Source organism: Silvimonas iriomotensis (assembly GCF_014645535.1).
GTDB classification, from domain to species: domain Bacteria; phylum Pseudomonadota; class Gammaproteobacteria; order Burkholderiales; family Chitinibacteraceae; genus Silvimonas; species Silvimonas iriomotensis.
The window spans coordinates 1,369,726-1,393,826 of the sequence record NZ_BMLX01000001.1 but is presented as its reverse complement, the minus strand read 5'-3'; the positions used below and the strand labels follow the sequence as shown (position 1 = coordinate 1,393,826).

26 protein-coding genes are annotated in these 24,101 nt (G+C 60.1%); 20 read left to right on the top strand and 6 right to left on the bottom strand.

Annotated elements, in window-relative coordinates:
* Positions 1 to 58: 58 nt before the first annotated feature.
* The 4 genes from IEX57_RS06230 to yjgA are packed head-to-tail and all read right to left on the bottom strand — an operon-like array spanning position 59 to position 2,547.
* Positions 59 to 739 carry an alpha/beta hydrolase gene (locus IEX57_RS06230; protein WP_188703348.1) on the bottom strand — a complete coding sequence of 227 codons (681 nt, stop codon included), beginning with the start codon at positions 737 to 739 and terminating at the stop codon, positions 59 to 61.
* A 3-nt stretch (positions 740 to 742) separates the two neighbouring features.
* Positions 743 to 1,324, bottom strand: coding sequence for a molybdopterin adenylyltransferase (gene mog, locus IEX57_RS06225; RefSeq protein ID WP_188703347.1), 582 nt, complete (start codon positions 1,322 to 1,324; stop codon positions 743 to 745).
* Positions 1,321 to 1,977 (bottom strand): HAD family hydrolase, encoded by a 657-nt coding sequence (locus tag IEX57_RS06220; protein WP_188703346.1) that lies wholly within the window; start codon positions 1,975 to 1,977, stop codon positions 1,321 to 1,323. Before IEX57_RS06220 ends, mog begins: the two co-directional genes overlap by 4 nt.
* Before the next feature lie 6 nt (positions 1,978 to 1,983).
* Positions 1,984 to 2,547 carry a ribosome biogenesis factor YjgA gene (yjgA, locus tag IEX57_RS06215; protein ID WP_188703345.1) on the bottom strand — a complete coding sequence of 188 codons (564 nt, stop codon included), beginning with the start codon at positions 2,545 to 2,547 and terminating at the stop codon, positions 1,984 to 1,986.
* A 92-nt stretch (positions 2,548 to 2,639) separates the two neighbouring features.
* On the opposite strand from yjgA, the gene pmbA reads away from it, so the two are divergent.
* Positions 2,640 to 3,971, top strand: coding sequence for a metalloprotease PmbA (gene pmbA / locus IEX57_RS06210; protein ID WP_188703344.1), 1,332 nt, complete (start codon positions 2,640 to 2,642; stop codon positions 3,969 to 3,971).
* Positions 3,968 to 4,600, top strand: coding sequence for a DNA-3-methyladenine glycosylase family protein (locus IEX57_RS06205; RefSeq protein ID WP_188703343.1), 633 nt, complete (start codon positions 3,968 to 3,970; stop codon positions 4,598 to 4,600). The genes pmbA and IEX57_RS06205 overlap by 4 nt, the downstream gene beginning before the upstream one ends.
* A gap of 33 nt (positions 4,601 to 4,633) precedes the next feature.
* Here the strand turns inward: IEX57_RS06205 and IEX57_RS06200 are convergent, their stop codons facing one another.
* Positions 4,634 to 5,062, bottom strand: a complete 429-nt coding sequence (locus IEX57_RS06200) for a MarR family winged helix-turn-helix transcriptional regulator (RefSeq protein WP_188703342.1) — start codon at positions 5,060 to 5,062, stop codon at positions 4,634 to 4,636.
* A 167-nt stretch (positions 5,063 to 5,229) separates the two neighbouring features.
* Between IEX57_RS06200 and IEX57_RS06195 the strand changes: the two genes are divergently transcribed.
* Together IEX57_RS06195 and IEX57_RS06190 are read left to right on the top strand one after the other, a co-directional pair.
* Positions 5,230 to 6,363 carry an aminotransferase-like domain-containing protein gene (locus IEX57_RS06195; RefSeq protein ID WP_188703341.1) on the top strand — a complete coding sequence of 378 codons (1,134 nt, stop codon included), beginning with the start codon at positions 5,230 to 5,232 and terminating at the stop codon, positions 6,361 to 6,363.
* 40 nt (positions 6,364 to 6,403) lie between these two features.
* On the top strand, positions 6,404 to 6,814 hold the full coding sequence (locus IEX57_RS06190; RefSeq protein ID WP_188703340.1) for a hypothetical protein: 411 nt from the start codon (positions 6,404 to 6,406) through the stop codon (positions 6,812 to 6,814).
* 3 nt (positions 6,815 to 6,817) lie between these two features.
* Here the strand turns inward: IEX57_RS06190 and IEX57_RS06185 are convergent, their stop codons facing one another.
* Positions 6,818 to 7,759, bottom strand: a complete 942-nt coding sequence (locus tag IEX57_RS06185; protein WP_188703339.1) for a LysR substrate-binding domain-containing protein — start codon at positions 7,757 to 7,759, stop codon at positions 6,818 to 6,820.
* 211 nt (positions 7,760 to 7,970) lie between these two features.
* Here IEX57_RS06185 and IEX57_RS06180 point away from each other — a divergent pair, with 211 nt between their 5' ends.
* The 16 genes from IEX57_RS06180 (at position 7,971) to ribD (ending at position 24,101) form a co-directional block, all read left to right on the top strand.
* A complete protein-coding gene (locus IEX57_RS06180) occupies positions 7,971 to 8,915 on the top strand; it encodes a DMT family transporter (protein WP_229708791.1) in 945 nt (314 codons plus the stop codon).
* 203 nt (positions 8,916 to 9,118) lie between these two features.
* A complete protein-coding gene (locus IEX57_RS06175) occupies positions 9,119 to 9,607 on the top strand; it encodes an Lrp/AsnC ligand binding domain-containing protein (RefSeq protein ID WP_188703338.1) in 489 nt (162 codons plus the stop codon).
* 367 nt (positions 9,608 to 9,974) lie between these two features.
* Positions 9,975 to 11,072, top strand: coding sequence for a branched-chain amino acid ABC transporter substrate-binding protein (locus IEX57_RS06170; protein ID WP_188703337.1), 1,098 nt, complete (start codon positions 9,975 to 9,977; stop codon positions 11,070 to 11,072).
* Positions 11,073 to 11,244: 172 nt separating this feature from the next.
* A complete protein-coding gene (locus IEX57_RS06165) occupies positions 11,245 to 12,159 on the top strand; it encodes an ABC transporter permease subunit (RefSeq protein WP_188703336.1) in 915 nt (304 codons plus the stop codon).
* On the top strand, positions 12,159 to 13,451 hold the full coding sequence (gene livM / locus IEX57_RS06160; RefSeq protein WP_188703335.1) for a high-affinity branched-chain amino acid ABC transporter permease LivM: 1,293 nt from the start codon (positions 12,159 to 12,161) through the stop codon (positions 13,449 to 13,451). Before IEX57_RS06165 ends, livM begins: the two co-directional genes overlap by 1 nt.
* Complete coding sequence (locus tag IEX57_RS06155) at positions 13,448 to 14,275, top strand: ABC transporter ATP-binding protein (protein WP_188703334.1); 828 nt, start codon at positions 13,448 to 13,450, stop codon at positions 14,273 to 14,275. The genes livM and IEX57_RS06155 overlap by 4 nt, the downstream gene beginning before the upstream one ends.
* On the top strand, positions 14,272 to 14,997 hold the full coding sequence (locus IEX57_RS06150; protein WP_229708789.1) for an ABC transporter ATP-binding protein: 726 nt from the start codon (positions 14,272 to 14,274) through the stop codon (positions 14,995 to 14,997). Before IEX57_RS06155 ends, IEX57_RS06150 begins: the two co-directional genes overlap by 4 nt.
* A gap of 82 nt (positions 14,998 to 15,079) precedes the next feature.
* Positions 15,080 to 15,985 (top strand): DMT family transporter, encoded by a 906-nt coding sequence (locus IEX57_RS06145; protein ID WP_188703333.1) that lies wholly within the window; start codon positions 15,080 to 15,082, stop codon positions 15,983 to 15,985.
* A gap of 145 nt (positions 15,986 to 16,130) precedes the next feature.
* Positions 16,131 to 16,631 (top strand): low molecular weight protein-tyrosine-phosphatase, encoded by a 501-nt coding sequence (locus IEX57_RS06140; protein WP_188703332.1) that lies wholly within the window; start codon positions 16,131 to 16,133, stop codon positions 16,629 to 16,631.
* A 375-nt stretch (positions 16,632 to 17,006) separates the two neighbouring features.
* A complete protein-coding gene (locus IEX57_RS06135) occupies positions 17,007 to 17,576 on the top strand; it encodes a TMEM165/GDT1 family protein (RefSeq protein ID WP_229708786.1) in 570 nt (189 codons plus the stop codon).
* Positions 17,577 to 17,801: 225 nt separating this feature from the next.
* Positions 17,802 to 19,094, top strand: a complete 1,293-nt coding sequence (locus IEX57_RS06130) for an NCS2 family permease (RefSeq protein WP_188703331.1) — start codon at positions 17,802 to 17,804, stop codon at positions 19,092 to 19,094.
* Positions 19,095 to 19,115: 21 nt separating this feature from the next.
* Positions 19,116 to 19,664, top strand: coding sequence for an adenine phosphoribosyltransferase (locus tag IEX57_RS06125; protein ID WP_188703330.1), 549 nt, complete (start codon positions 19,116 to 19,118; stop codon positions 19,662 to 19,664).
* 14 nt (positions 19,665 to 19,678) lie between these two features.
* On the top strand, positions 19,679 to 20,233 hold the full coding sequence (locus IEX57_RS06120; protein ID WP_188703329.1) for a hypoxanthine-guanine phosphoribosyltransferase: 555 nt from the start codon (positions 19,679 to 19,681) through the stop codon (positions 20,231 to 20,233).
* Between the two features lie 829 nt (positions 20,234 to 21,062).
* Positions 21,063 to 22,310, top strand: a complete 1,248-nt coding sequence (glyA, locus tag IEX57_RS06115; RefSeq protein ID WP_188703328.1) for a serine hydroxymethyltransferase — start codon at positions 21,063 to 21,065, stop codon at positions 22,308 to 22,310.
* Positions 22,311 to 22,524: 214 nt separating this feature from the next.
* On the top strand, positions 22,525 to 22,992 hold the full coding sequence (nrdR, locus tag IEX57_RS06110; RefSeq protein ID WP_188703327.1) for a transcriptional regulator NrdR: 468 nt from the start codon (positions 22,525 to 22,527) through the stop codon (positions 22,990 to 22,992).
* Positions 22,989 to 24,101 carry a bifunctional diaminohydroxyphosphoribosylaminopyrimidine deaminase/5-amino-6-(5-phosphoribosylamino)uracil reductase RibD gene (ribD, locus tag IEX57_RS06105; protein ID WP_188703326.1) on the top strand — a complete coding sequence of 371 codons (1,113 nt, stop codon included), beginning with the start codon at positions 22,989 to 22,991 and terminating at the stop codon, positions 24,099 to 24,101. Before nrdR ends, ribD begins: the two co-directional genes overlap by 4 nt.

The window sequence follows — 24,101 nt, the reverse complement described above, 5'->3', positions numbered from 1 at the left end:
AACAAAAAGGCTTTGTCGGTGAACGACAAAGCCTTTTTTCATCTGGTGCAGCGTGCAATCAACCCAGCGCTTTGGTCAGAAACCGGCCGATCGCGTGGATTTCCGGCAGGCAGACCGAGTGCTGCATCGGCCAGTCATGCCACTCCACCGGGTTGCCCAGTGCTTCTGTAGCAGCGCGGGCGCGGCGCCCCAGTGCAACGGGCACGACCGGGTCTGCAGTGCCATGAGCGGCCAGAACCGGCGTTGCTGCGTTGGCAGCACTCCGGTTTTGTTCAATCAAGGCAGGCGAGGGCCAATAGGTGGAGAGCGCGACGATGCCGGCCAGTTGTTCCGGGTAGGTCAGCCCGGCTGTGTAGGCAATGGCGCCGCCTTGCGAGAAACCGGCCAGCACAATGCGCTGCGTCGGAATGCCGCGGGCGTTCTGGTCCTTGATCAGGGCCTCGACATCGGCCAATGACTGGCGGATACCGTTTTCATCCGCATGCCGGTCAATATCCTCAAAATAGAGAATGTCGTACCACGCCCGCATGGTGTAGCCATTGTTGCAGGTGATCGGCATGAAACGCGCATGCGGGAAAACAAAGCGGACGGCCATGTCATCAGGCAGCCCCAGCTCCGGCACGATACCGGCAAAGTCGTTGCCGTCGGCGCCCAGACCATGCATCCAGATCACGGCGGCAGTCGGGTTGTCGCCAGTTTCGACTTCAATGGTGTCCAGCAAAGACGGGGTGGTGCTCACGGTTCATTCCTGCGGTTTGATGGCGGATTTGGGGCGGAAAGCGGCGACCACGTCGGTGCGCGTTTCGATATACGGGCCTTCCAGCAACTGGATGCAATACGGCACGGCGGCAAAAATACCCGGCACGATCACATGATCCAGCCCATCCTTGAGTCCTTCCAGGGTTTCACGGATGGACTTGGGTTGACCGGGCAAATTCAGGATCAGGCAGCGCTTGCGGATGACGCCCACCTGGCGCGACAGGATCGCCGTGGGCACAAATTTCAGGCTGATCTGCCGCATTTGCTCGCCAAAACCGGGCATTTCGCGGTCAGCGACGGCCAGCGTGGCATCCGGGGTGACATCACGCAGGGCCGGGCCGGTGCCGCCTGTGGTCAGGATCAGGTCACACGCCAGTTCGTCGACGAGTTCGATCAGCGTGGCCTCGATCACCGGCTGTTCGTCAGCAATCAGCCGGGTGACGGTTTCAAATGGCGTGATCAGGGCATTGCGCAACCAGGCTTCCAGCGCGGGAATCCCCTTGTCTTCATACACGCCTTGCGAGGCCCGGTCAGAGACGGAGACAAGACCAATCCTGAATGTCATGAGCGTTGTTCCAGAATCAGCGCAGCACCCTCACCGGGGCGCAGGGTCAGTTCGTCGTAGTGCGCCACTTTGGCGCCAGCCAGACCGGTGGGTTCGTGGCCGCTGGCATGCAGGATGGCGACCACGTTCATGCCGGCAGCATGGCCGGAGCGGATGCCGGCTTCGGCGTCTTCAAACACCACACAACGCGACGGCGGCAAGCCGAGCAAGGCCGCGCCTTTCAGATAGGGCTCCGGATGCGGCTTGCCGTTCTCGACGTCGTCCGAGCTGACAAGCAGGTCTGGCACCGGCAGGCCGGCGGCGCGCAGTTTGGCCTGGGCGATCGCGCGGGAGGCCGAGGTCACCACCGCCCAGCGGCCGGCAGGCAGGCTGGCCAGAAAGGCCGCTGCCCCCGGGATGGCGGGGATGTCTTCCATCATCTCCATCTCTTGCGCCAGCAAAGCGACAACTTCGGCTTTGGCATCCATGTGCGGGGCGACGATCTCGATGGTTTCCACACCGCGGCGGCCGTGCACGTGCTGCATCAGGAAATCAAAATCGATGCCGTTCTTGAGCGCCCAGCCGTGCCAGATGCGTTCGATCAGCACGGTGGAATCCACCAGCGTGCCATCCATATCAAACAGAAAACCTTCGCACTGCATTTGCCAGCTCATCAGGGCTTATTCCTCGTCGGTTTCGGGCAGCGTGCCATCCGGATTGGGCTGAACCGGCTGGGCAAACTGTTCTTTCAAGAGCTGGAACAACTCGCGAAACGCCTTGGGCGGTTTTTGCTGTTCACGTTCCTTGATGGCATTGCGGATCAACTGGCGCAGGTGTTGCACGTCCACGTCCGGATGCTCGGCCACAAACGCTTCCACCGCTTTGGGCTCAACCAGCATTTTCTCGCGCAGGCGTTCCAGTTTGTGCAGCCATGCGTTGTGCTCGTCAGACTGGCCGGCAATACGGGCCAGCATGGCGCGGATCGGCTCCGGGTCTACATCACGCATCAGCTTGCCGATGTATTGTTTCTGGCGGGCAATGGCACCATGTGCCCTGAGTCGCTTGCATTCGCGGATCGCCATGACGAGGCGTTCAGGCAGGCCCAGATTTTCAATCAGTTTGATATCCAGCGGGATGAGTTCCGCCCCCAGATCCTGCAGCGCGGTCATTTCGCGCTTCATCTGGGATTTGCTTACCAGTTCGACGTCATCGTCGTGCTGGTCGTAAGAGTCGTTATGTGCCATGTTTGGGGCCATTACTGCAAAACCGCTATCATAACAAACTACGACATGGACCACGCCGCGGGCGTGCTCGCCAATCATCTAAAAGGAAAATCGTGTCCGGATTCAGTTTTAGCGAACAGCAACTGACCTCGCTGGTCGGTCAGGTTCTGGATGAAGCCAGGAAACAAGGCGCCAGCGATTGCGAAGTGGATATTTCCGAATCGTTTGGCCAGAACGTCAACGTGCGCCTGGGTGATGTGGAAACCATTGAATACAACCGTGACAAGGGCATGGGTGTGACCGTGTTCCTGGGCAAGCAAAAGGGCCACGCCAGCACGTCTGACTTCTCTGCGCAGGCGCTGGCCGATACCGTGAAAGCGGCGCTGGCCATTGCCCGCTATACCGCCGCAGATGAATACGCCGGCCTGCCGGACAAAAACCTGCTGGCGACGCATTTTCCGGATCTGGATCTTTACCACCCGTGGGATTTGCCGGTGGAAGACGCCATCCGCATCGCCACCGAGTGTGAAGACGCCGCGCGCGGGGTGGACCCGCGCATCACCAATTCGGAAGGCGGCTCAGCCTCGACCCATGCCTCGCGCTGGGCCTACGGCAATTCGCTGGGCTTTGTCGGCGCGGGTACCGGCTCGCGCTATGGCGTTTCGGCAGCCGTGATTGCAGAAGACGAAAGCGGTATGCAGCGCGACTACTGGTACACCAGCATGCGCGATCCCAAAGACCTGGAACCCGCCGTGATCGTCGGGCGCAAGGCGGGCGAACGCGCATTGCGTCGCCTGGGCGCGCGCCGCGTCAAAACGGGCGAATACCCGGTGCTGTTCGAAGCTTCACTGGCCTCGTCCTTGCTGGGCAACTGGGTCAACGCGGTCAGTGGCAGCAGCCTGTATCGCAAGTCGTCGTTCTTGCTCGACAGCCTGGGCAAGCCGGTGTTTTCCCCGTGCGTGACCATTGTGGACGACCCGTTCCTGAAAAAAGGCCTGGGCAGCGGCGCATTCGATGCCGAGGGCGTAGCTACGCAGCGCCGCACGGTGATTGATGCCGGCGTGCAACAAGGCTATTTCCTGTCCAGCTACAGCGCACGCAAGCTGGGCATGCAAAGCACCGGTAACGCCGGTGGCGCGCATAACCTGATCGTGACGCCGACCGCCTCGTTTGACGAGTTGCTGGCAGAACTGGGCACCGGCCTGCTGGTGACCGAGTTGCTGGGGCACGGCACCAATATGGTTACTGGCGATTACTCGCGTGGCGCCGCAGGTTTCTGGGTGGAAAACGGCCAGATCCAGTATCCGGTGGAAGAAATCACGGTCGCGGGCAACCTCAAGAACATGTTCCTGAATGTGGTTGGCGTGGGCAGTGACATTCAGTTGTCGTCCAGCCGCCGTATCGGCTCCTTGTTGATCAGTGGCATGACCGTGGCGGGCGAATGACCGGCACGCCGCGCCCGCCATACTGGGATGAAGCCACCGCCGCGCTGGCGGCGGCGGACCCGGTGCTGGCGGCGCTGATTGCGCAGTTCCCCAATATCAGCCTGCGCGGGCGTGGTGATGCCTGGCAGACGCTGGCGCGCTCCATTGTCGGGCAACAGATTTCGGTGAAAGCGGCAGAGTCCGTCTGGAACCGGTTTCTGGGGGCGCTGGGCGGCGAGTTATCCAGCGCTGCCGTGCTGGCCCTGCAAACCACCCAGTTGCGCGAATGCGGTCTTTCCGGCCGCAAGGTGGAATACCTGCAGGATCTGTCCCGGCATCACATCGCAGGGCGGCTGGATATGACGGTGTGGCAGGACTGGGACGACGAGGCCGTGATCAAGGAGCTGATCGCCATCCGTGGCATCGGGCGCTGGACGGCAGAGATGTTCCTGATGTTCTCCATGCTGCGGCCCAATATCCTGCCGCTGGATGATATCGGCGTGGTCAACGCCATCGCCCGCTTGTACAACCAGGGCGAACGCATGCCGCCCAAAGCCATGCGCGAGCTGGCGGAGCGCTGGCAGCCATGGCGCAGCGTGGCGACGTGGTATCTGTGGCGTAGCCTGGAAGCCACGCCGATCGAGTACTAGTCCGGCCCAGGCGGGCAGGGCCCGCCCGCCGGTTTAGCTGATCCGCTTCGCCATGGCTTTCATGACAGCTTCCCAGCCTTGAACTGCCTGAGGGCCGCATTGGGCAAAGACTTCGCCCAGCATTGCAAACTGGGGCGAGGAGAGCGCCGATTCCAGTTGCGCGCCAGCTTCGGTCAGGCTCAGGCATTTCACGCGCCGATCTTCTGCATCGGGCGCGGTCTCGACCAGCCCGGCTTCAACCAGCGCCTTGAGCGGGCCATGCACCGCCTGTTTGCTCACGCCCAGCTTTTCCAGCAGTTCATTCACGGCAATACCAGGATCGCGCCCGATAAAATGCAGCAGCCGGTGATGGACCCGATTCCAGCCGCGTTGATCCAGCAGCGCATCAGGCGCGGCGGTGAAAGCACGGTAGGCGTAAAACAGCAGTTCCTGGGCTTCGCTCAGAGCACGTTTGGTGGTCATGAAGGAGTTGGCAACTGTTATGGTTGATATGGTGGGTCAATGATATTGACAATCTGCCCGCAGGGAAACAATATATGGTCAAATATATTGACCTAACTATCTGTTTCTGTTGTTTTCTTCGCCACTTTGCCGACTGCAAGCCATAAATAGATGCTGGAGACTCTGCCATGTTCGCCAAGCGTATCGAACGCCTCACCTCGTCGCTGGTGCGCGACATTCTTGCCGCGGCCAGTCGCCCTGGCGTGATCTCTTTTGCTGGCGGCCTGCCGGCAGAAGAAGCGCTGTACCGGCCAGACCCGGCACGCATTCAGGATCTGAACTGCTGGCAATACGGCCAGACCGAGGGTGAGCCCCAACTGCGCGAGGCCATTGCCGCAGAAGCGCGCGCCCTGGGGATCGCCTGTGACGCGAGTCAGGTGCTGGTGCTGTCTGGCTCGCAACAGGGCATTGATCTGGTCTCCAAGCTGTTTATCGAAGAAGGCACGCGCGTGCTGGTCGAGGCCCCGGCCTACCTGGCGGCCGTGCAATCGTTCCGGCTGTTTGGTGCGGATTTCCTGCCGGTGACGGTAGACCCGGTGGCCGGCCCGGATGCCGGTGACTTCAACACCGCGCTGGAGCAAGCACAACTGGCGTATCTCACGCCCACTTTCCAGAATCCGTCTGGCTATTGCTACCCCGATGCCCAGCGCGATCGCATCGCTGCAGCGCTGGATGCGGCGGGCGTGCCGCTGTTTGAAGATGATCCCTACCGCGAACTGGCTTTTGATGGCGCCGCGCCGCAGCCTATCGTGGGCCGTTTGCAGCGCGCACCGTGGGTCTACCAGGGGTCTTTCTCCAAAACCCTGGCGCCGGGCTTGCGCTTGGGCTTTCTGATTGCACACCCTGACCTGGTGCCGCATCTGACCCGCCTGAAACAAGCGGCTGACCTGCATAGCAACCGCCTTAGCCAGCATTTGATCCTGCAGGCCCTGCAAGGCGGCTTGCATGAACATGTGGCGCAGATCCTGCCGATCTACCGCGAGCGCCGTGACGCCATGGCCGCCGCACTGGAACGCCATCTGGGCGATCTGGTGACCTGGCAAAAACCGGTGGGCGGCTTGTTCTTCTGGGTGCGTTTCAAGCAACCGCTGGACACCCATGCCCTGATGCAGCGCGCGCTGGAGGCCGGTGTGGCCATCATGCCGGGCGATGCGTTCTACACCGCGCCACCTGGCTTTAGTTGTTTGCGTCTGAATTTCAGTCATTCCACGCCGCAAGACATTGACGAGGGCATGGCCCGGCTTGCCAGCCTGCTGCGCTGATTTACAATGCCGCGGTGGCCAATCACGCGGAGTCGACAGCATGAATGCAGTGGGAACCAGCAAATCACAGAAGTGGCAGATGTGGTTGCTGCTGGGCGTGTTTCTGGTTGGCGCGGCCAGCATGTTGATCGATGTAGCCGGCGTGGGTAGCGACAACGCGAGTGCGCCGGCATTCAGGCTGCAAACGGGTATGGAAGTCGGCCCCACGCGGCCTGGCGCCTATGCCTGCGCCTTTATCGATACCGCACGCAACAGCGTGAGATATGTGCAAACCGGGCAGCGGGACAAGTTCCAGGCGTTGTTTGAAAGCCGGGAATGCCGGGAGCTACCGCGTGACCAGAACCTCCTGGTCATCGCGCAGGATCGGGATTATGTCCAGGTCCGCGGCAGGGACAGCTATTTTGCCAAGGGTGCCTGGGCGCCGCCCGACATGCTGCAGCCCGCGCAGTAAACCCTAGCCCAGTGCCTCACTCAGCCAGCGTGCCGCAGCGGTGCCGGCGGGGTGAGGGTCCCAGACCATATGCAGTTGCAGGTTCACGGTCTCTTGCAAGGGGCGGACAACCACGCCGGGGAACGTCATCCGGCTATACCCTTGGGGCAGCAGCGCCACGCCCATTCCCTGACCGATCAGCGCCAGCGCGCTCAACGGGCTGCCGACTGTATTGGCAATGCGTGACGTGAAACCATGGGCCAGGCAGAGCGTATTCAGAAACCCGCTGTGCCAGGCCTCGCCCGTCTGGCAGCGGATCAGGTCTTGCTGCGCCAGTTGCCGTAGCGACACGCCGGGCAGGGCGGCCAGGGCATGGTTCTGCGGCAGGAACAGCATCATGGCCTCGCGCTGGATCAGCCGGTGTGACAATTTGCCCGGCGCCTCATCGCCACTCAGATACCAGAAACCCGCATCCAGCTTGCGGTTGTTCAAGGCTTCAATTTGCTGCTCTGGGGTGAGTTCCCGGTACTGGAACTCAAGACCAGGCTTGCTGGCACGCGCACTGGCCAGACGGCCGGTCAGGTTGCTGACGAGCGTGGAGGCGCTTAAACCCAGCGTGATCTCGCCCTGGTCCAGTTGATCAACCTCGCACACCTGCGCGATGGATTGCCGCGCCTGCGCAAACAACTGCGCTAGCTCACGGGCCAGCTTTTCGCCGGCCGGGGTCAGCAGTACGGCGTTATGGCGGCGGATGATCAATGTGGTGCCGATCAGCTCTTCCAGTTCGCGCACCTGGCGCATCAACGGCGGTTGCGACATGCGCAACTGCACGGCCGCCCGCGCGAAATTACGTTCAGTGGCTACCGCGTGAAAAGCGTGCAGCAACAACAGGTTGACCTTGTCTGCCGCAACGGGCGGGACAAAGGCTTGTGCCCCAAGCAGGGCGGGCAGGACAGGCATGTTCATGGTAAGGCCACGCGGCAGGGCCGCAGATTCAATCAAGACGAATCGTATTTTCCTGGTCACAAGCCCCTGATTCCATCGGATAAGTCCGGAATTCTCAGAATGATGCTGCGTACAGTTCCGGCTTAAGGTATCGCGCCATTGCGGTAAACCCGCAGCGTAAAGGGCGGGCCTTGTACGTTATGCTGATGCCATTGGCAAACTGGAGAGGCCGGTGTTTGCGGGCATTTTGTATGGCGTGATGGCTGGCGCGTTGTGGGGCGTGATTTTTCTGGTGCCGCGCGTGTTGTCCATGTTCAGTGCCACTGAACTGATGGTGGGCCGCTACGTGGCCTACGGTATTGTCTCTCTGCTGTTCTTGCTGCCCGTGGCGCGCAGCGTATTGCCCCGGCTGGGGCGGCGTGACTGGTTCACCCTGTTGTGGCTGAGTGTCGCCGGGAATCTTGTTTATTACTTCATGCTGGCCATTGCCGTGCAGCGCGTGGGCGTGGCGGCGACCTCGCTGGTGATTGGCATGCTGCCGGTGCTGGTCACCCTGGCGGGCAGTACTGATCACAACGCGGTGCCGCTGCGCCGGTTGATTCTGCCGCTGACCGCCATTGTGCTGGGCGTGTTGTGTAACGGGGCCGACGTGCTCACGGCGCGGTTGCCGGCCGACTACGCCCAGAGCACGGGTGCCAGGTTGATCGGGCTGGGTGCGGCGGTGGCCGCCTTGCTGAGCTGGAGTGCCTATGCCATTGGCAATGCACGTTTTCTGATACGCCGCAGCGATCTGTCCAGCCATGACTGGTCTTTGCTGATGGGCGTAACCACGGGTGGATTGGCGCTCTTGACCGGGTTGGCGGTGCTGGGCCCGTCGGCCACCCCGCATGATGTGGTGCGGCCTTGGGGCTGGTTTACCCTGGCCATGTTCGCCATTGCCATTGGCGCTTCCATGATCGGCACCGGTTTGTGGAATGCCGCCACGCGGCGCCTGCCCCTCACGCTGGGCGGGCAGATGATCATCTTCGAGACGGTCTTTGCGTTGCTTTACGGCTTTTGTTATGACGCCCGCTGGCCGCGTCCGCTGGAGCTGGCGGCCATTTTCCTGTTGCTGGGCGGGGTGGTCGGATCGTCGTGGGCGCATGCGGTGCGTCATGCGCCGGAGCACCCGGGTTAAGCGCCGCCTGGCAAGCGACCGGTCATCTAGCGACGCTTGTGCTGGAAATCCCCAACTACACAGCACAATCTACTGCTGTATTTTTGCAACTTAGAAATAACAAATTGTTCCTTGTCAAAAGATTGGTTTATCGTCCTGCTCATTGAGGCGTGAATAGTGGGTTTTTTTCACGCGGTCTAAGGCACAAGTACGACGGGGATCGCATGGCCAAGCTGGATCAGATAGACCTGGAGATTCTGGAAAACCTGCAGCGGGAAGGGCGGATGACCAACGTGGCGCTGGCCCGGCAGGTCGGCCTCTCGACCACGCCCTGTCTGGAGCGGGTACGTTCGCTGGAAGAATCCGGCGTGATCAAGGGCTACGCCGCCCAGTTGTCGACAGAGAAGCTGGGGCTGGGCTTGATGGTGTTTGTCGAGGTGTCTATGGAGAAAACCTCGGAAGCTGCGTTTGACGAGTTCCGCAAGGCCGTGCTGGATATTCCGGAAATTCTGGAATGCTTCATGATTGCCGGCGGGTTTGACTACCTGTTGAAAATCCGCGTGCCGGATATGGGTTCTTATCGTTCGTTTCTGGGCAAGGTATTAAGCAGCGTGCCTGGTATTCGCGTAACTCACAGTTATACGGTGATGGAAGAAGTCAAAGAAACCACCTCGGTTTCTTTGGGGCATCTGGCGCATCGCAATGGCGATTGAATTGGCCAGGCAATATGCAATTTCAGATAATCATTATTTGATAATTGATATCGGATGTAACTGATTCAATAAAAACAGTCGGAACAATCAAAAATAATCATTGAAATACTGGTTTGTACCGGACTGGATACAAATCAGTAAAGTGGACCGGAAATCAAAAGTGTAATGCTTTGCCTTGTGTATTTAGCGGCAAGGTCACAAGCAGGCGCGTGCCAGCGGACAAAGATCCGCACGCCTGCTGTTTTCCGGCGACAAAGCCATGCTCGTGTCCGTACTCGTCAGGGTTGCGGCCGGCTCTGCGCATGTCTTTTCGCTGACTCTTTCTGTGTGGTTTTCTAATTGGAGACGAGGAATCATGAAAGTGGCAATGAAGAAAAGCATTGTGGCAGCCGGCATTGGCCTGCTGAGTGTGCTGGCTGTTCCGGCATGGGCTGATTATTCGGTCGGTATTGCCGGCCCAATGACGGGCGAATATGCCTCGGCCGGTGCGCAAATCCGCGCTGGTGCAGAAATGGCTGTGGCCGATATCAATGCCAAAGGCGGCGTATTGGGCCAGAAAATCAAACTGGAAATCGGTGATGATGCTTGTGATCCAAAACAAGCCGTTTCCGTTGCCAATGCCATGGTGAACAAACATATTGTGTTCATGCATGGTCACTGGTGTTCCAGTTCTACCATTCCGGCATCGGATATCTACAACGATGCGCAAATCCCCATGGCCACGGTCTCGACCAATCCCAAGGTGACCGAGCGCGGCCTGAAGAACATTTTCCGCATCATGGGTCGTGACGACCAGCAAGGCGGCGTGGGTGGCGGTTTCCTGGCTGAACACTTCGGCAGCAAGAAAATTGCCGTGGTGGATGACAAGAGCGCCTACGGCAAGGGTCTGGCTGATGAAATGGCCAAGGGCATGCAGGCCAAGGGCGTGAAGCCGGTGCTGCGTGAATCCATTACCGCGGGCGAGAAGGATTACTCCGGCCTGATCACCAAGCTCAAGGCCGCCGGCGTTGAAGTGGTGGCCTACGGCGGTTACCACACCGAAGTCGCGCTGATCTTGCGCCAGGCCCAGCAAGCCGGCCTGAAGCTGACCATCATGGGCGGCGATACCATGAGCAACAATGAAATCGTGACGGCGGCCGGTGGCGACAACGCCAACAACGTGCTGTTCACCTTCGCCCCGGATTCCCGCCTGGAACCGGCCGCTGCCGACGTGGTCAAGCGCTTCCGCGACAAGAAGGTGGAGCCGGATGGCTACGTGCTGTACGCCTACGCCGCCATGCAACTGTTCCAGCAAGCCGCAGAAAAAGCCAAGAGCGTGAAGTACGCCGATCTGGACAAGGCCATTGCCAATGGCTCGTTCAACACCGTGGTCGGTACGCTCTCGTTTGATGCCAAGGGCGACCTGAAAGTCCCGGCCTTCCGCGTGTATCAGTGGAAGGGCGGCAAGTATGAGTACTTCAAGTGAGTGAGGCGTAAGGGGTGAGGTGCGGTGGGCGGCTTGCCAGGGGCAAGACGTGGCCGCTGCCTCACCAGAGAGTCAGGCTGAAGTGAAGGGTGGTGCGTGAGCGGGCGCTGGCATGCCGGTTGTCCTTCTCACGCCCATCCTCGCTCCTCGCACATTATGGAGTAATGCTCCCATGGGGCAATTCATTCAACAGTTGATCAACGGCCTCACGCTAGGTGCGGTCTACGGGTTGATCGCACTGGGTTATACGATGGTGTACGGCATCATCGGCATGATCAATTTCGCCCACGGCGATATCTATATGGTCAGCGCCATCATTTCCGTCACTGCGCTGACGCTGATGAGCGCATTCGGGATCAGTTCCGTGCCGCTGGTGCTGGCACTGGTGCTTATCATTGCCATTGGCTTTACCTCGGTTTACGGCTGGGCGGTGGAGCGTACCGCGTACCGGCCGCTGCGCAACGCCTCGCGCCTGGCGCCGCTGATTTCCGCCATCGGGATGTCCATCTTTTTGCAGAACATGGTGCAAGTCAGCCAGGGCGCCCGCGTCAAGCCGGTGCCGACGCTGATTCCAGGCGGGCTGGAACTCTTCACCCACAACGGCTTTTCGGTACACCTGGCGTACACGCAAATCATGATCTGCGTGGTGACGGTGGTGCTGATGGTGGCGTTTACCGGGCTGATTACCCGCACCTCATTTGGCCGCCAGCAGCGCGCGTGCGAGCAAGACCGCACCATGGCGTCCTTGCTGGGTATTGATGTCGACAAGACCATCTCTTACACCTTCATGCTGGGGGCGGCGCTGGCCGCGGTCGCCGGCGTCATGGTTACGGTGTACTACGGCGTGGTGGATTTCTCGATTGGTTTTGTGGCCGGCATCAAGGCGTTTACTGCTGCCGTGCTCGGGGGCGTCGGCTCGTTGCCGGGTGCCATGCTGGGCGGTGTGCTGATCGGGCTGATCGAGTCTTACTGGAGCGCGTATCTCTCGCCGGAATACAAGGATGTCGCCACGTTTGCCATCCTGATCCTGGTTCTCATGTTCCGCCCGAGTGGTTTGCTGGGGCGTCCTGAAGTGGAGAAAGTCTGATGAGCGCGGCACATTCTCTGCCGCTGGCAGATCGTCTCAAAGATGCAGTGCGCATCGGCATTGTCGCCTTGCTGCTGGGGATTCCCATGCTGGGCCTGACCACGGCGGATCAGGGTGGCGGCTTGCAGGTGCTGACACGCTGGCCCTTGCTGGCCCAGTTTGTGGGCGTGGTGTTTTTTGGCCGCTTGATCTTGCAATGGCTGGTCTCGCATTTCCAGTTGCGCAAACTGCAACGGCAACGCGTGGCCGCCAAAACGGCTGTAGTGCAGCAACGGCCCTGGCTTAAATGGCTGGGACGGGTGGCGCTGGCGTTTGCCATTGTCCTGCCGATGGCGTTTTCCGGTAACCGCTACGTGATCGATACCGCCACCACCGTACTCATTTACGTGATGCTGGGCTGGGGCCTGAACGTGGTGGTGGGGCTGGCCGGTTTGCTGGATCTGGGCTACGTGGCGTTCTACGCCGTGGGCGCCTACAGCTATGGCTTGCTGTCCACGCTGTTTGGCTGGGGTTTCTGGGAAACCCTGCCGGTGGCCGGCGGCATGGCGGCCTTGTTCGGCGTCTTGCTGGGCTGGCCGACGCTGCGTTTGCGTGGTGATTACCTGGCCATTGTCACGCTGGGCTTTGGCGAGATCATTCGCATTATCCTTGTGAACTGGACCGATTTCTCGGGCGGCCCCAACGGCATCAACTCGATCCCGCGCCCGAGCTTTTTCGGGCTGGAATTCAAACCGCCGGGCGATACACCGACCTTTGCCGCGTTTTTCCATCTGGAATACTCGGCCGATCACCGCGTCACGTTTCTGTACTACCTGATTCTGGTATTGGCGCTGCTGACCAACGTGTTTGTCTCGCGCCTGCGCCGGCTGCCAGTGGGCATGGCGTGGGAAGCCGTGCGTGAAGATGAACTGGCCTGCAAGGCGCTGGGCATCAATGTCACCGGCGTCAAATTGTCTGCCTATGCCATTGGCGCCATGCTGGGCGGTTTTGCCGGCGTGTTCTTTGCCGCGCGCCAGGGGTTTATCTCGCCGGAAAGCTTTGTGTTTTCAGAGTCTGCCACCATCCTGGCGATTGTGGTGCTGGGCGGGCGGGGCAGTCAGCTGGGCGTGGTGTTTGCCGCGCTCTTGCTGGTGGTGCTGCCGGAACTGGGGCGCGATTTCTCTGACTACCGCATGCTGCTGTTCGGCGCGGCCATGGTGCTGATCATGGTGTGGCGCCCGGGTGGCCTTGTGGCGCGGCGTGAACCCACCATCCAGATCGACACCCCCGCAGCGCAAGGAGCGACGCCATGACCGACACGCCGCAAAATACCTTGCTGGAAGTCAATCACCTGACCATGCGCTTTGGCGGGCTGACCGCGCTGGATGACCTTTCGCTGGCGGTGCCGGCGGGCAAGGTGACCTCCATCATTGGCCCCAATGGCGCCGGCAAGACCACTTTCTTCAATTGCCTGACCGGGTTCTACAAACCCACCGTGGGCGATGTGGTCATGCATCATCCGCAGCACGGCAAACTGATCCTTAACCAGCTGGCCACGCATCGCGTTGCGCGGCATGCCGGGGTGGTGCGCACGTTCCAGAATATCCGGCTGTTTCCCAGCATGACGGTGCTGGAAAACCTGATGGTGGCGCAGTACAACACGCTGCAACACGCGTCGCGTTTCTCGCTGGCCGGGTTGTTCGGGCTGGCGGGCTATCGCGACGCCAAAGCAGAAGCCCTGGCCAAGGCCACGACCTGGCTGGAGCGGCTGGGTTTGCTGGATCGTGCCAATGTGGCGGCCGGCAATCTGTCTTATGGCACGCAACGCCGTATCGAAATCGCCCGTGCCTTGTGCGTTGACCCGCTGCTGCTGTGTCTGGATGAACCGGCCGCCGGCCTGAACCCGCGTGAATCGGCAGAACTCAACGAGCTGCTGTTGTATCTCTCGCGGGAGCACGACAAGGGCATTTTGCTGATCGAGCACGACATGAGCGTGGTGATGCGCGTGTCAGACCAGATCTGCGTACTCAACTTTGGTCACAAGATTGCCGAAGGCACGCCGATGCAAATCCAGCATGACCCGAACGTGATCAAGGCCTATCTGGGCGAAGAAGAAACCGAAGAGGCCAGCGCATGAGCATGTTGAAAATGAGCGGCGTGCATGCGCATTACGGCGCCATTCACGCCTTGCGCGGGGTTGATCTGACGGTAGAGAAGGGCGAGATCGTCACGCTGATCGGTGCCAACGGCGCGGGTAAATCCACGCTGATGATGACGCTCTTTGGCCAGCCGCGTGCATCTGAGGGCAGTATCCAGTTCCAGGATCTGGACTTGCTGAAAACCGCCACGCACCAGATTGCCCGCAAAGGCATTGCGCTGGTGCCGGAAGGGCGGCGCATTTTCCAGCGCATGACCGTGCTGGAAAACCTGCAGATGGGCAGCACGTTTGCGGATGGCGCGCATTATGAGGAAGACCTCAAGCGCATGTATCAGATGTTCCCGATTCTGGAACAACGGCTGAACCAGCGCGCTGGTACGTTATCAGGCGGTGAACAGCAAATGCTGGCCATTGCCCGTGCCTTGATGAGTCGCCCGCAATTGTTGCTGCTGGATGAACCTTCGCTGGGCCTGGCGCCGATCTATATCCGTCAGGTGTTCCGCATCATCAAGGAACTGAACGAGGCCTGGGGCATGACCATTTTGCTGGTCGAGCAAAACGCCCACCACGCCTTGCGGGTTGCGCATCGGGGCTACGTGCTGCAGCATGGCGCGATTGTGCTGGCGGGCAGCGGCAAGGAACTGCTGGAAAACCCGCAGGTGCGCGCAGCCTATCTGGAAAGCGGCGCCCACGCCGAATAAGCGGCCAGCCAGCCGGTGACGTGGCCGTAACGCCGCGTCACCGGCTTACAACCAACTCCCGCATAAAGCCGACGCTGCCTTCATGAAGTTCAACCGTTATACCTTGTTCCTGATCGTCTCCATGGCGCTGGTCGGCAGCAATGTCGGGATTGGCAAATCCATTGTCATGATCGTGCCGGTCACGCTGTTTGCCTTGCTGCGCTTTGTGGTCGGCGTGGGCATTTTGCTGCCGCGTTATCGCCTCAGCCGCATGCGCCAGGTCACCGGCAAACAATGGGTCGGGCTGTTTTTGCAGGCGCTGTTTGGCACTTTCCTGTTTACCCTGCTGATGCTCAATGGCGTGCAGCGCACCACGGCGCTGGCCGCGGGCGTGATCACCAGTACCATTCCGGCGGTGGTCCTGATCTTGTCCTGGTTGTTCTTGCGCGAACATCTGGGGCGCCGCGCCATCATTGCCGTGGGGCTGGCGGTGCTGGGCATGGTCATCATCAACGTCACCCGGTCGCGCACGGGCGGCAGTGGCTCGCTGACCGGCAACCTGATGGTGGCGGGGGCGGTGGTGTGTGAGTCGATCTACGTGATTCTCTCGCGCCGGCTGACCCAGTCTTTGCCGGCCATTGATATCTGCGCCTACACGCACTTGATCGGCCTGATGCTGATGTTGCCGCTGGGCCTGCCCGCGTTGCTGCACTTTGATCTGGCCAGCGTGGATACCGGCACATGGTTGCTGGTGTTCTGGTACGGGCTGGCCGCCAGCGTGTTGTCGTTCTGGTTGTGGATGAAGGGCATCCGCCACGTTCCGGCGCAAAAAGCCGGGGTGTTTACTGCCGCGCTGCCGGTGGCCGCGGTGACGTATGCCATCGTGTTCCTGCATGAACAACCCATGCTGGCGCATGCCGTGGCGCTGGTGTGTGTGCTGGCGGCGATTTTCCTCGTCAGCTGGCAAGAGCCCGAGTCCCCGGTGGCCAAAGCGCCCCCTTTGACTTGAGTCATGTGTGGGATAACCGCATCAGGGTGCTGCCGTATGGCCCTGTTTGAAACGAATGTTGCATTTCAGGTGTTAAGATAACGGTTCCGCTGTGCGCTGGCCCGGGCTGGCGCGTTGGTCCAATTCTTGTACAACGCCTGATTGCATGAACACCAAGAAAAAATTCCGCGTTCTTTTCGTTTGCACCGGCAACATCTGCCGTAGCCCCACCGCCGATGGCGTCATGCGTCAGCTGGTGCGCAAGGCCGGCCTGCAAGAACGCGTGGATATCGATTCAGCAGGGACGGATGATTACCACGTCAGCGAAGCGCCGGACCGCCGCGCGCAACAGCATGCGCGCAAACGTGGGTATGACTTGTCGTTTCTGCGCGCCCGCCAGGTACACAAGCCGGATTTCTCCCAGTTCGATCTGATCCTGGCCATGGATAAAGGCCACCTGGCCCGGCTGGAGCGCCAGTGCCCGGCGGAGTACCGCGACCGGCTGAAGATGTTTCTGGATTTTGCCACCGGCCAGGCGGGCCAGGATGTGCCTGATCCGTATTACGGCGGCCCGGATGGCTTTGAGCATGTGCTTGATCTGGTCGAGGCCGGTTGTACCGGTCTCGTCAAACATATTGAAGATGTCCTGGCGGCACCGCAGGATTGACGGTAACGCCGCACCGGCCCCGGCAAAGTCCGGGCGGGCAGGGCTGATGGGCTTGAAAACAAAGCGGCGCGCCATGTGCCGCTTTGTTTTTGGTGCCGCATGCACGGGTTGCCCGGGCGGACGACTGCGGCAATCCCTAAGTCCCGGCGTCCGGTTGTAAGGTTGAACTGAAAGCTTGGCCGGAGTAAACTGCGCACCTTTTGGTCTTCAGGAAAGCATTTTCCGTTGATCGTGGCAGCACCCGGAAGTCGCTCGCAAAATGGATTGATTGTGCCGAGATGGCCGTCAGCCTGTTTTGCCAGCGGCTTTGTTGCTGTTGCGGCCGGTAAATCAGAAATGCCCTTCCCTGGTGCATTTTTCTGAACACACAAGCAGATGATCGACGCATTTCTCGTCTCCACCGGCGTGGTTGCCATCGCTGAGATGGGCGACAAAACCCAACTCCTGGCGCTGGTTCTTGCCGCGCGCTTTCGCAAACCGCTGCCTATCGTCGCGGGCATTTTTGCGGCCACCATTTTCAACCACTTCGCAGCAGGCTGGATCGGCGTGCTGCTGGCCGGTTTTATCTCGCACGAAGTCCTGCGCTGGGTGGTCGGTTTTGGCTTTCTGGCCATTGCCGCCTGGGCACTGATTCCTGACCAGTACGAAGAGGGTGAGAGCCCGGTCAAGGCGCATGGCGCGTTTATTGCTACAGCGTTGACGTTTTTTCTTGCCGAAATGGGCGACAAAACGCAAATTGCAACGATTGCGCTCGCGGTTAAATACCAGCCCTTGTGGCAAGTGATTGCCGGCACCACGCTGGGCATGTTGCTGGCCGATGTGCCTGCGGTGTTTGTGGGCAACTGGATCAGCGAGCGCATGCACGTATTGCGATATGTCCGTTTTGTCGCTGCGGCGATTTTTGCCCTGATGGGCGCACTGGCTCTGTCCGGGGTGGGTGGTTAATCACACCGGTTTTTGATCTGGCGCACAACGCATGCGCTGGACATGTTGTTGATCTTGCACTGACGTACGCATCGGAGAAACCGAAAGCAAAAAAATGGGATGGCGCACCAGATGTTGTGCCCAACTGGCAAACACCATCGGGCAAGCGCTATAAACCATTATTCAATCAGCGTTTTTAACGCAACAAACATGTAGTCAGGATAATTTCAAACCGGGGAAAAAGAGATGCTCGAAGCGTTCTTCAAGCTCAAGGAACATGGTACCGACGTCCGTACCGAAGTTCTGGCAGGTTTCACCACCTTTTTGACGATGGCGTACATCATCTTCGTCAATCCTTCCATCCTGTCCATCACGGGCATGGACTTCAACGCCGTGTTCGTGGCGACGTGTATTGCTGCGGCAACCGGTTCGCTGGTGATGGGCCTTGTGGCCAATTACCCGATCGCGCTGGCGCCGGGCATGGGCCTGAACGCCTACTTCACCTTCACCGTGTGCAAGGGCATGGGTGTGCCCTGGCAAGTGGCGCTGGGTGCGGTGTTCATCTCCGGCATCATTTTCCTGGTGGTGAGCCTGTTCAAGGTGCGTGAAGCGATCGTGAACGCGATCCCGCACTCGCTCAAGCTGGCCATTTCTGCCGGTGTCGGTATTTTCCTGGCGCTGATCGCGCTCAAGAGCGCAGGCGTTGTTGTGGGCTCGCCCGCAACCCTGGTGACGCTGGGTAACATCCACGCACCGACCACGCTGCTGGCCGTGCTGGGCTTTTTCCTGATCGTGGCGCTGGAATACCGTCGTATTCCGGGCTCCATCATCATTTCCATTCTGGCCGTGACCGTGATCTCGGTCCTGATGGGTCTGTCCAAGTTCCTTGGTGTCATGTCCGCACCGCCGTCGATCGCCCCGACATTCATGCAAATGGATCTGCACGGCGCGCTGAACGCCGGTCTGCTGGGCGTGATCTTCGTGTTCTTCTTTGTTGATCTGTTCGATACCACTGGTACGCTGATCGGCGTGTCGCACCGCGCTGGCCTGCTGGACAAAGACGGCAAGCTGCCGCGCCTGAAGCGCGCGCTGATGGCCGACAGTTCTGCCATTGTTGTCGGTTCCGTACTGGGTACCTCGTCCACCACCGCTTATATTGAATCTGCGGCTGGCACTGCTGTGGGCGGCCGTACCGGTCTGACCGCAGTTGTGGTCGCGATCCTGTTCCTGATCTCGCTGGTGTTCGCACCGCTGGCCAACTCGGTCCCGGCTTTCGCAACTGCCCCGGCCCTGTGCTATGTGGCTGTGCTGATGGCGCGTGGTCTGGCCGAGATCGAATGGAACGATCTGACCGAATCCGCCCCGGCCGTGATGACCGCACTGGCGATTCCGTTTACTTACTCGATCGCAGACGGTATCGCGATCGGCTTCATCAGCTACGTGGCCATCAAATTGCTGGCTGGCCGCATGCGTGACCTTTCGCCCGCCGTGGTGGTGATTGCGCTCTTGTGGCTGGTGAAATTTGCCTTCTTTGGCTGATCCACTTCAAGGTTTTCCAGGATGAAAGAACCGCTCTACGCCGACTATATCCAGTCGCATATCCGTACCGTGCCAGACTGGCCGCAACCGGGTGTGATGTTTCGCGACATCACGCCGCTGCTGCAAGACCCGAAACTCTTCCGGGTGCTGGTTGATACGTTTGTCCACCGCTATATGGACGCCAAACTGGATGTCGTCGCTGGCGTAGATGCGCGTGGTTTCATCCTGGGCGCCGTGGTGGCCTATGAACTGAACCTGGGTTTCGTGCCGATCCGCAAGAAAGGCAAGCTTCCCTATCTGACCGTGGCAGAGGAATACGAACTGGAATACGGTTCGGCCACGGTCGAAATCCACACCGACGCCTGCAAGGCGGGCGATCGGGTTCTGCTGATTGACGACCTGGTGGCCACCGGCGGCACCATGCTCGCAGCGTACAATCTGCTGCATCGCCTTGGTGCGACGGTGGTAGAAGGTGCAGCGATTGTTGATCTGCCAGAACTGGGCGGCTCCAGACTGATCCGTGATCAGGGTTTGCCGCTGTTTACCATTTGTGATTTTGCCGGACATTGATCGGGGTATCGACCGTGACGCTTGAACTACCTGCAGCCAACACCATTATCGACAACGCAGACTGCCTGCATACAGAACAGGAGGTCCTTGCTGCGATCGACCATATGGCTGCGCGCATTACGGACGCCATGTCCAGCAGCAACCCGATCGTGTACACGATCATGAATGGTGGCCTGATTGTCTCTGGCCATCTGCTGCCCAGGCTGCGTTTCCCGCTGGAGTGCTCTTACCTGCATGCCAGCCGTTATCGCCACGAAACCAGCGGCGGCCAGATCAACTGGCTGGTGCCGCCGCGTGACGACATGAAGGGCCGTACCATCCTGATCATCGACGACATTCTGGACGAAGGCCACACGCTGGCTGCCGTGATTGAAGATTGTCTGAAGCGTGGTGCCAAGGAGGTGAAGGTGGCGGTGCTGGTCGACAAACTGCACGACCGCAAGGCGCCGGGTGTGAAGGCGGACTTTGTGGGTCTGGAGGTGGAAGACCGTTTCCTGTTTGGTTGCGGGATGGATTACCAGGGGTATTGGCGCAATACCTTGTGCATTTATGCGGTGAAGGGGCTGTAAGCGGCCTTGGTGCTTTTTGTGGAATGCCTTGGGGCATTTGGGCGGAACCCGGTTTTTTAACCGGGTTTTGTTTTTTTTGGGGGGTGGGGTGAGGGAGGTGGTGTGGGCAGATGCTGCGGCGCTTTCTTTTGCTGCTGACTCGTCGTTCCTGCGGGCTTCCTTTTGCTGCTGACTCGTCATTCCTGCGAAGGCAGGTGTCCAGTCGTGGTGCGGGTGGATGCTGCGGCGCTTCCATTTGCCCTGACTCGTCATTCCTGCGGAGGCAGGTGTCCAGTCGTGGTGTGGGCAGGTACTGCGGCGCTTCCTATTGCCCCTGAATCGTCATTCCTGCGAAGGCAGGAATCCAGTTGCAATGCTGGGTTGGGCATTGCTGCAAAACCTTTAACCCCTGTTAGCGCCTTGCGGCGCGGGTTTAAAGGCATTTTGATACCGGCGGTGGCCGGAGCACCCTACTTTCTTTGCTTCGCCAAAGAAAGTAGGCAAAGAAAGGCGACCCCAGCCCTGCGGCCCTCCGGGCTGCCCTCAGTCGGTCGGGAGCCTGGGTCTCCCTCCACTCCATCGGCGCTTGGCTTTAATGGGGGAGGAAAGTCAAAAACAACCCCAACTGCAACTGCAACTGCAACCGCAACCGCAACCGCAACCGCAACCGCAACCGCAACCGCAACTCCCGTGGCGGTGGCTATTGGGTTGGCAGTCCTTATGAATTCCGCTCATCTTTCCATGTAGATTCATCAGGCATCGCGGGCGGAATTCGGGTTCATGGTGCGGTAATAAACACGTAAACCATGATAAAATCGGGAATTCTTCTGACCCACCTGGACTTGTCACGATGTTCTCCCGATCCCTGACCATTGCCCAGTACGACCCCGCACTCGCCGAAGCCATGGCCGGCGAAGTGGTTCGTCAGCACGAACATATCGAGCTGATTGCTTCCGAAAACTACACCAGCCCCGCTGTCATGGAAGCCCAAGGCTCCCAGTTGACCAACAAGTACGCCGAAGGTTATCCCGGCAAGCGTTTCTACGGTGGTTGCGAGTTTGTAGACAAAGTCGAGCAACTGGCTATTGATCGCGTGAAAGAGCTGTTTGGCGCGGAATACGCCAACGTGCAGCCGCACTCGGGCTCGCAAGCCAACCAGGCGGTGTATTTCTCTATCCTCAAGCCGGGCGATACGGTGATGGGGATGAACCTGGGTCATGGTGGTCACCTGACTCACGGCTCGCCGGCCAACCTGTCGGGCAAGTTGTTCAAGATCGTGCCGTACGGTCTGAATGAGAAAGAAGAGATCGATTACGACGAAATGGAGCGCATCGCCGTTGAAGCGAAACCGAAGCTGATCATCGGTGGCGCTTCGGCTTATGCCCTGCGTTTTGACTGGGCCCGCATGGCCGAGATCGCCAAGAAGGTTGGCGCTTACTTCATGGTCGACATGGCGCACTACGCCGGTCTGGTGGCCGCGGGTGTGTACCCGAACCCGGTGCCGCACGCTGACTTCGTGACGTCCACCACCCACAAGACCCTGCGTGGTCCGCGTGGCGGCATCATCCTGGCCAAGGCTGAACACGAAAAGATGCTGAACTCCAACGTGTTCCCGACGCTGCAAGGCGGCCCGCTGATGCACGTTATCGCTGGCAAGGCTGTGGCGTTCAAGGAAGCGCTGACGCCTGAGTTCAAGGAATACCAGGCCCAGGTGATCAAGAATGCCCAGGCCATGGCCAAGACGCTGGCCGAACGCGGCCTGCGTATTATCTCTGGCCGTACCGAGTCGCACGTGTTCCTGGTTGACCTGCGTCCCAAGGGCCTGACTGGCAAGGCGGCTGACGCCGTGCTGGGCAAGGCGCACATCACCGTGAACAAGAACGCCATCCCGAACGATCCGGAAAGCCCGTTTGTGACTTCCGGTATCCGTATCGGCAGCCCGGCGATCACCACGCGTGGTTTCAAGGAAGCCGAAGCCGTGCAAGTGGCGCACCTGATCGCTGACGTGCTGGATAACCCGGAAGACGAAGCCAACCTGGCCACCGTCGCGGAAAAGGTGAAAGCCCTGACCGCAAAGTTCCCGGTTTACGGCGCGTAATCAAGGCGTTACCGGTCAGCCAGATCGCGCTGTCATGGCGCGCTGGCTGACAAGGCAGACAGGGTGGGGCGTGGCTCCACCCTTTGCTGTTTCATGATCTTTGATAAATCAGTCACAATGATGCATTGCACATCCGCTCAACCGGCTGCATGTATCACCATCTGACTGGTTGTTTTTCGCCCGTTCCGGGCCTGATCTTTGCCGGAGGCTTCGCGTGAAGTGTCCATTTTGTGGTTCCCCCGATACCCAGGTTGTCGATAGCCGGGTGTCCGATGAAGGTGATGTCGTACGCCGCCGCCGCCGTTGCGCCGTGTGTGACAAACGCTTCACGACCTTTGAAACCGCCGAAGTGCGCATGCCGCAGGTGGTCAAGCAGAACGGCCAGCGCGCCGAATTCGATCGCGAAAAAATCCGCACCAGTTTTCATCGGGCGCTGCACAAGCGGCCGGTGCCGACGCATCTTGTCGACGAAGCCATCAGCCGCATCATCCAGAAAGTGCTGACGGTGGGTGAGCGGGAAATCATGTCGCGCCAGATTGGCGAGATGGTGATGAACGAGCTGGCGCGGCTGGACAAGGTGGCGTACATCCGTTTTGCCTCTGTGTACCGTTCCTTCTCTGATATTGACGACTTCCGCGACGTGATCCGTGAAGTCAGTACCGACAGCAAGGCGCAGCCGTGATCTGGTCTGCCGACGATCTTCGCTACATGCAACGCGCGCTGGTCCAGGCCGCGCGCGGGCAGTATTACGCGCCGCCCAACCCCAGCGTGGGCTGTGTTCTGGTGCGCGATGGCGAAGTGGTCGGTGAAGGTCATAGCCAGCCTGCCGGGCATGCCCATGCCGAGATCATGGCGTTGCGCATGGCCGGTGAACGCGCGCTGGGGGCGACGGCGTATGTGACGCTGGAGCCATGCAGCCATCACGGCCGCACCCCGCCGTGCGCCGATGCGCTGGTCAAGGCCGGTGTGGCACGCGTTGTCGCAGCCCTGCGTGACCCGAACCCGCTGGTAGCCGGGCAGGGCCTGGCGCGCTTGCGGGCAGCCGGTGTGGCGGTTGCGCACGGTTTGCTGGCGGCAGAAGCGGCGGATCATCACCGCGGCTTTCTCAGCCGCATGCTCCGGCAACGCCCCTGGTTGCGGCTCAAGGTGGCCACCTCGCTGGATGGCCGCACCGCCTTGCAAAACGGCCAGTCGCAATGGATTACCGGCCCGCAGGCGCGGGCGGATGTGCAGCGTCTGCGGGCGCGTTCCAGTGCCATGCTGACCGGCATTGGCACCGTGCTGGCCGACGATGCCCAGCTGACCGCGCGCGATATCGACATCGGCCGGCCCTTGCTGCGGGTGGTGGTTGATAGCCGCCTGCGCATGCCGCCTACCGCCAGAATGTTGCAAACGCCGGGCGTATTGATCGCCACGGCATATGCTGAGGAAGGCCGGGCGCAAAAGCTGGTTGATGCGGGCGCCGAGGTGCTGGTGTGCCCGGATGCCGCAGGGCAGGTGGATGTAACCCGCCTTGTGCATGAACTGGGTCAGCGTGGCTGCAACGAGGTCACCGTAGAAGCTGGCGCCAGCCTCAATGGCGCGCTCTTGCGGGCAGGGCTGGTTGACGAACTGGTGCTGTATCAGGCGCCGATTCTGATTGGGGATTCCGCCCGCGGTACCGCCTGGCTTGAGCTGGATGACCTGGCCAACAAGCACGCACCCGTGGTGAAGGAACGGCGCATGGTGGGTGATGACCTGCGCTGGGACTTGCGATTCACTGATTCGGCTCTATTTGTCACGCAGGAGTAG

Coding starts and splice junctions, on each gene's coding strand:
- mog (WP_188703347.1), bottom strand. CDS start 1,324: ATGACATTCAGGATTGGTCTTGTCTCCGTCTCTGACCGGGCCTCGCAA.
- IEX57_RS06220 (WP_188703346.1), bottom strand. CDS start 1,977: ATGAGCTGGCAAATGCAGTGCGAAGGTTTTCTGTTTGATATGGATGGC.
- yjgA (WP_188703345.1), bottom strand. CDS start 2,547: ATGGCACATAACGACTCTTACGACCAGCACGACGATGACGTCGAACTG.
- IEX57_RS06205 (WP_188703343.1), top strand. CDS start 3,968: ATGACCGGCACGCCGCGCCCGCCATACTGGGATGAAGCCACCGCCGCG.
- IEX57_RS06200 (WP_188703342.1), bottom strand. CDS start 5,062: ATGACCACCAAACGTGCTCTGAGCGAAGCCCAGGAACTGCTGTTTTAC.
- IEX57_RS06195 (WP_188703341.1), top strand. CDS start 5,230: ATGTTCGCCAAGCGTATCGAACGCCTCACCTCGTCGCTGGTGCGCGAC.
- IEX57_RS06190 (WP_188703340.1), top strand. CDS start 6,404: ATGAATGCAGTGGGAACCAGCAAATCACAGAAGTGGCAGATGTGGTTG.
- IEX57_RS06185 (WP_188703339.1), bottom strand. CDS start 7,759: ATGAACATGCCTGTCCTGCCCGCCCTGCTTGGGGCACAAGCCTTTGTC.
- IEX57_RS06175 (WP_188703338.1), top strand. CDS start 9,119: ATGGCCAAGCTGGATCAGATAGACCTGGAGATTCTGGAAAACCTGCAG.
- IEX57_RS06170 (WP_188703337.1), top strand. CDS start 9,975: ATGAAGAAAAGCATTGTGGCAGCCGGCATTGGCCTGCTGAGTGTGCTG.
- IEX57_RS06165 (WP_188703336.1), top strand. CDS start 11,245: ATGGGGCAATTCATTCAACAGTTGATCAACGGCCTCACGCTAGGTGCG.
- livM (WP_188703335.1), top strand. CDS start 12,159: ATGAGCGCGGCACATTCTCTGCCGCTGGCAGATCGTCTCAAAGATGCA.
- IEX57_RS06155 (WP_188703334.1), top strand. CDS start 13,448: ATGACCGACACGCCGCAAAATACCTTGCTGGAAGTCAATCACCTGACC.
- IEX57_RS06150 (WP_229708789.1), top strand. CDS start 14,272: ATGAGCATGTTGAAAATGAGCGGCGTGCATGCGCATTACGGCGCCATT.
- IEX57_RS06145 (WP_188703333.1), top strand. CDS start 15,080: ATGAAGTTCAACCGTTATACCTTGTTCCTGATCGTCTCCATGGCGCTG.
- IEX57_RS06140 (WP_188703332.1), top strand. CDS start 16,131: ATGAACACCAAGAAAAAATTCCGCGTTCTTTTCGTTTGCACCGGCAAC.
- IEX57_RS06135 (WP_229708786.1), top strand. CDS start 17,007: ATGATCGACGCATTTCTCGTCTCCACCGGCGTGGTTGCCATCGCTGAG.
- IEX57_RS06130 (WP_188703331.1), top strand. CDS start 17,802: ATGCTCGAAGCGTTCTTCAAGCTCAAGGAACATGGTACCGACGTCCGT.
- IEX57_RS06125 (WP_188703330.1), top strand. CDS start 19,116: ATGAAAGAACCGCTCTACGCCGACTATATCCAGTCGCATATCCGTACC.
- glyA (WP_188703328.1), top strand. CDS start 21,063: ATGTTCTCCCGATCCCTGACCATTGCCCAGTACGACCCCGCACTCGCC.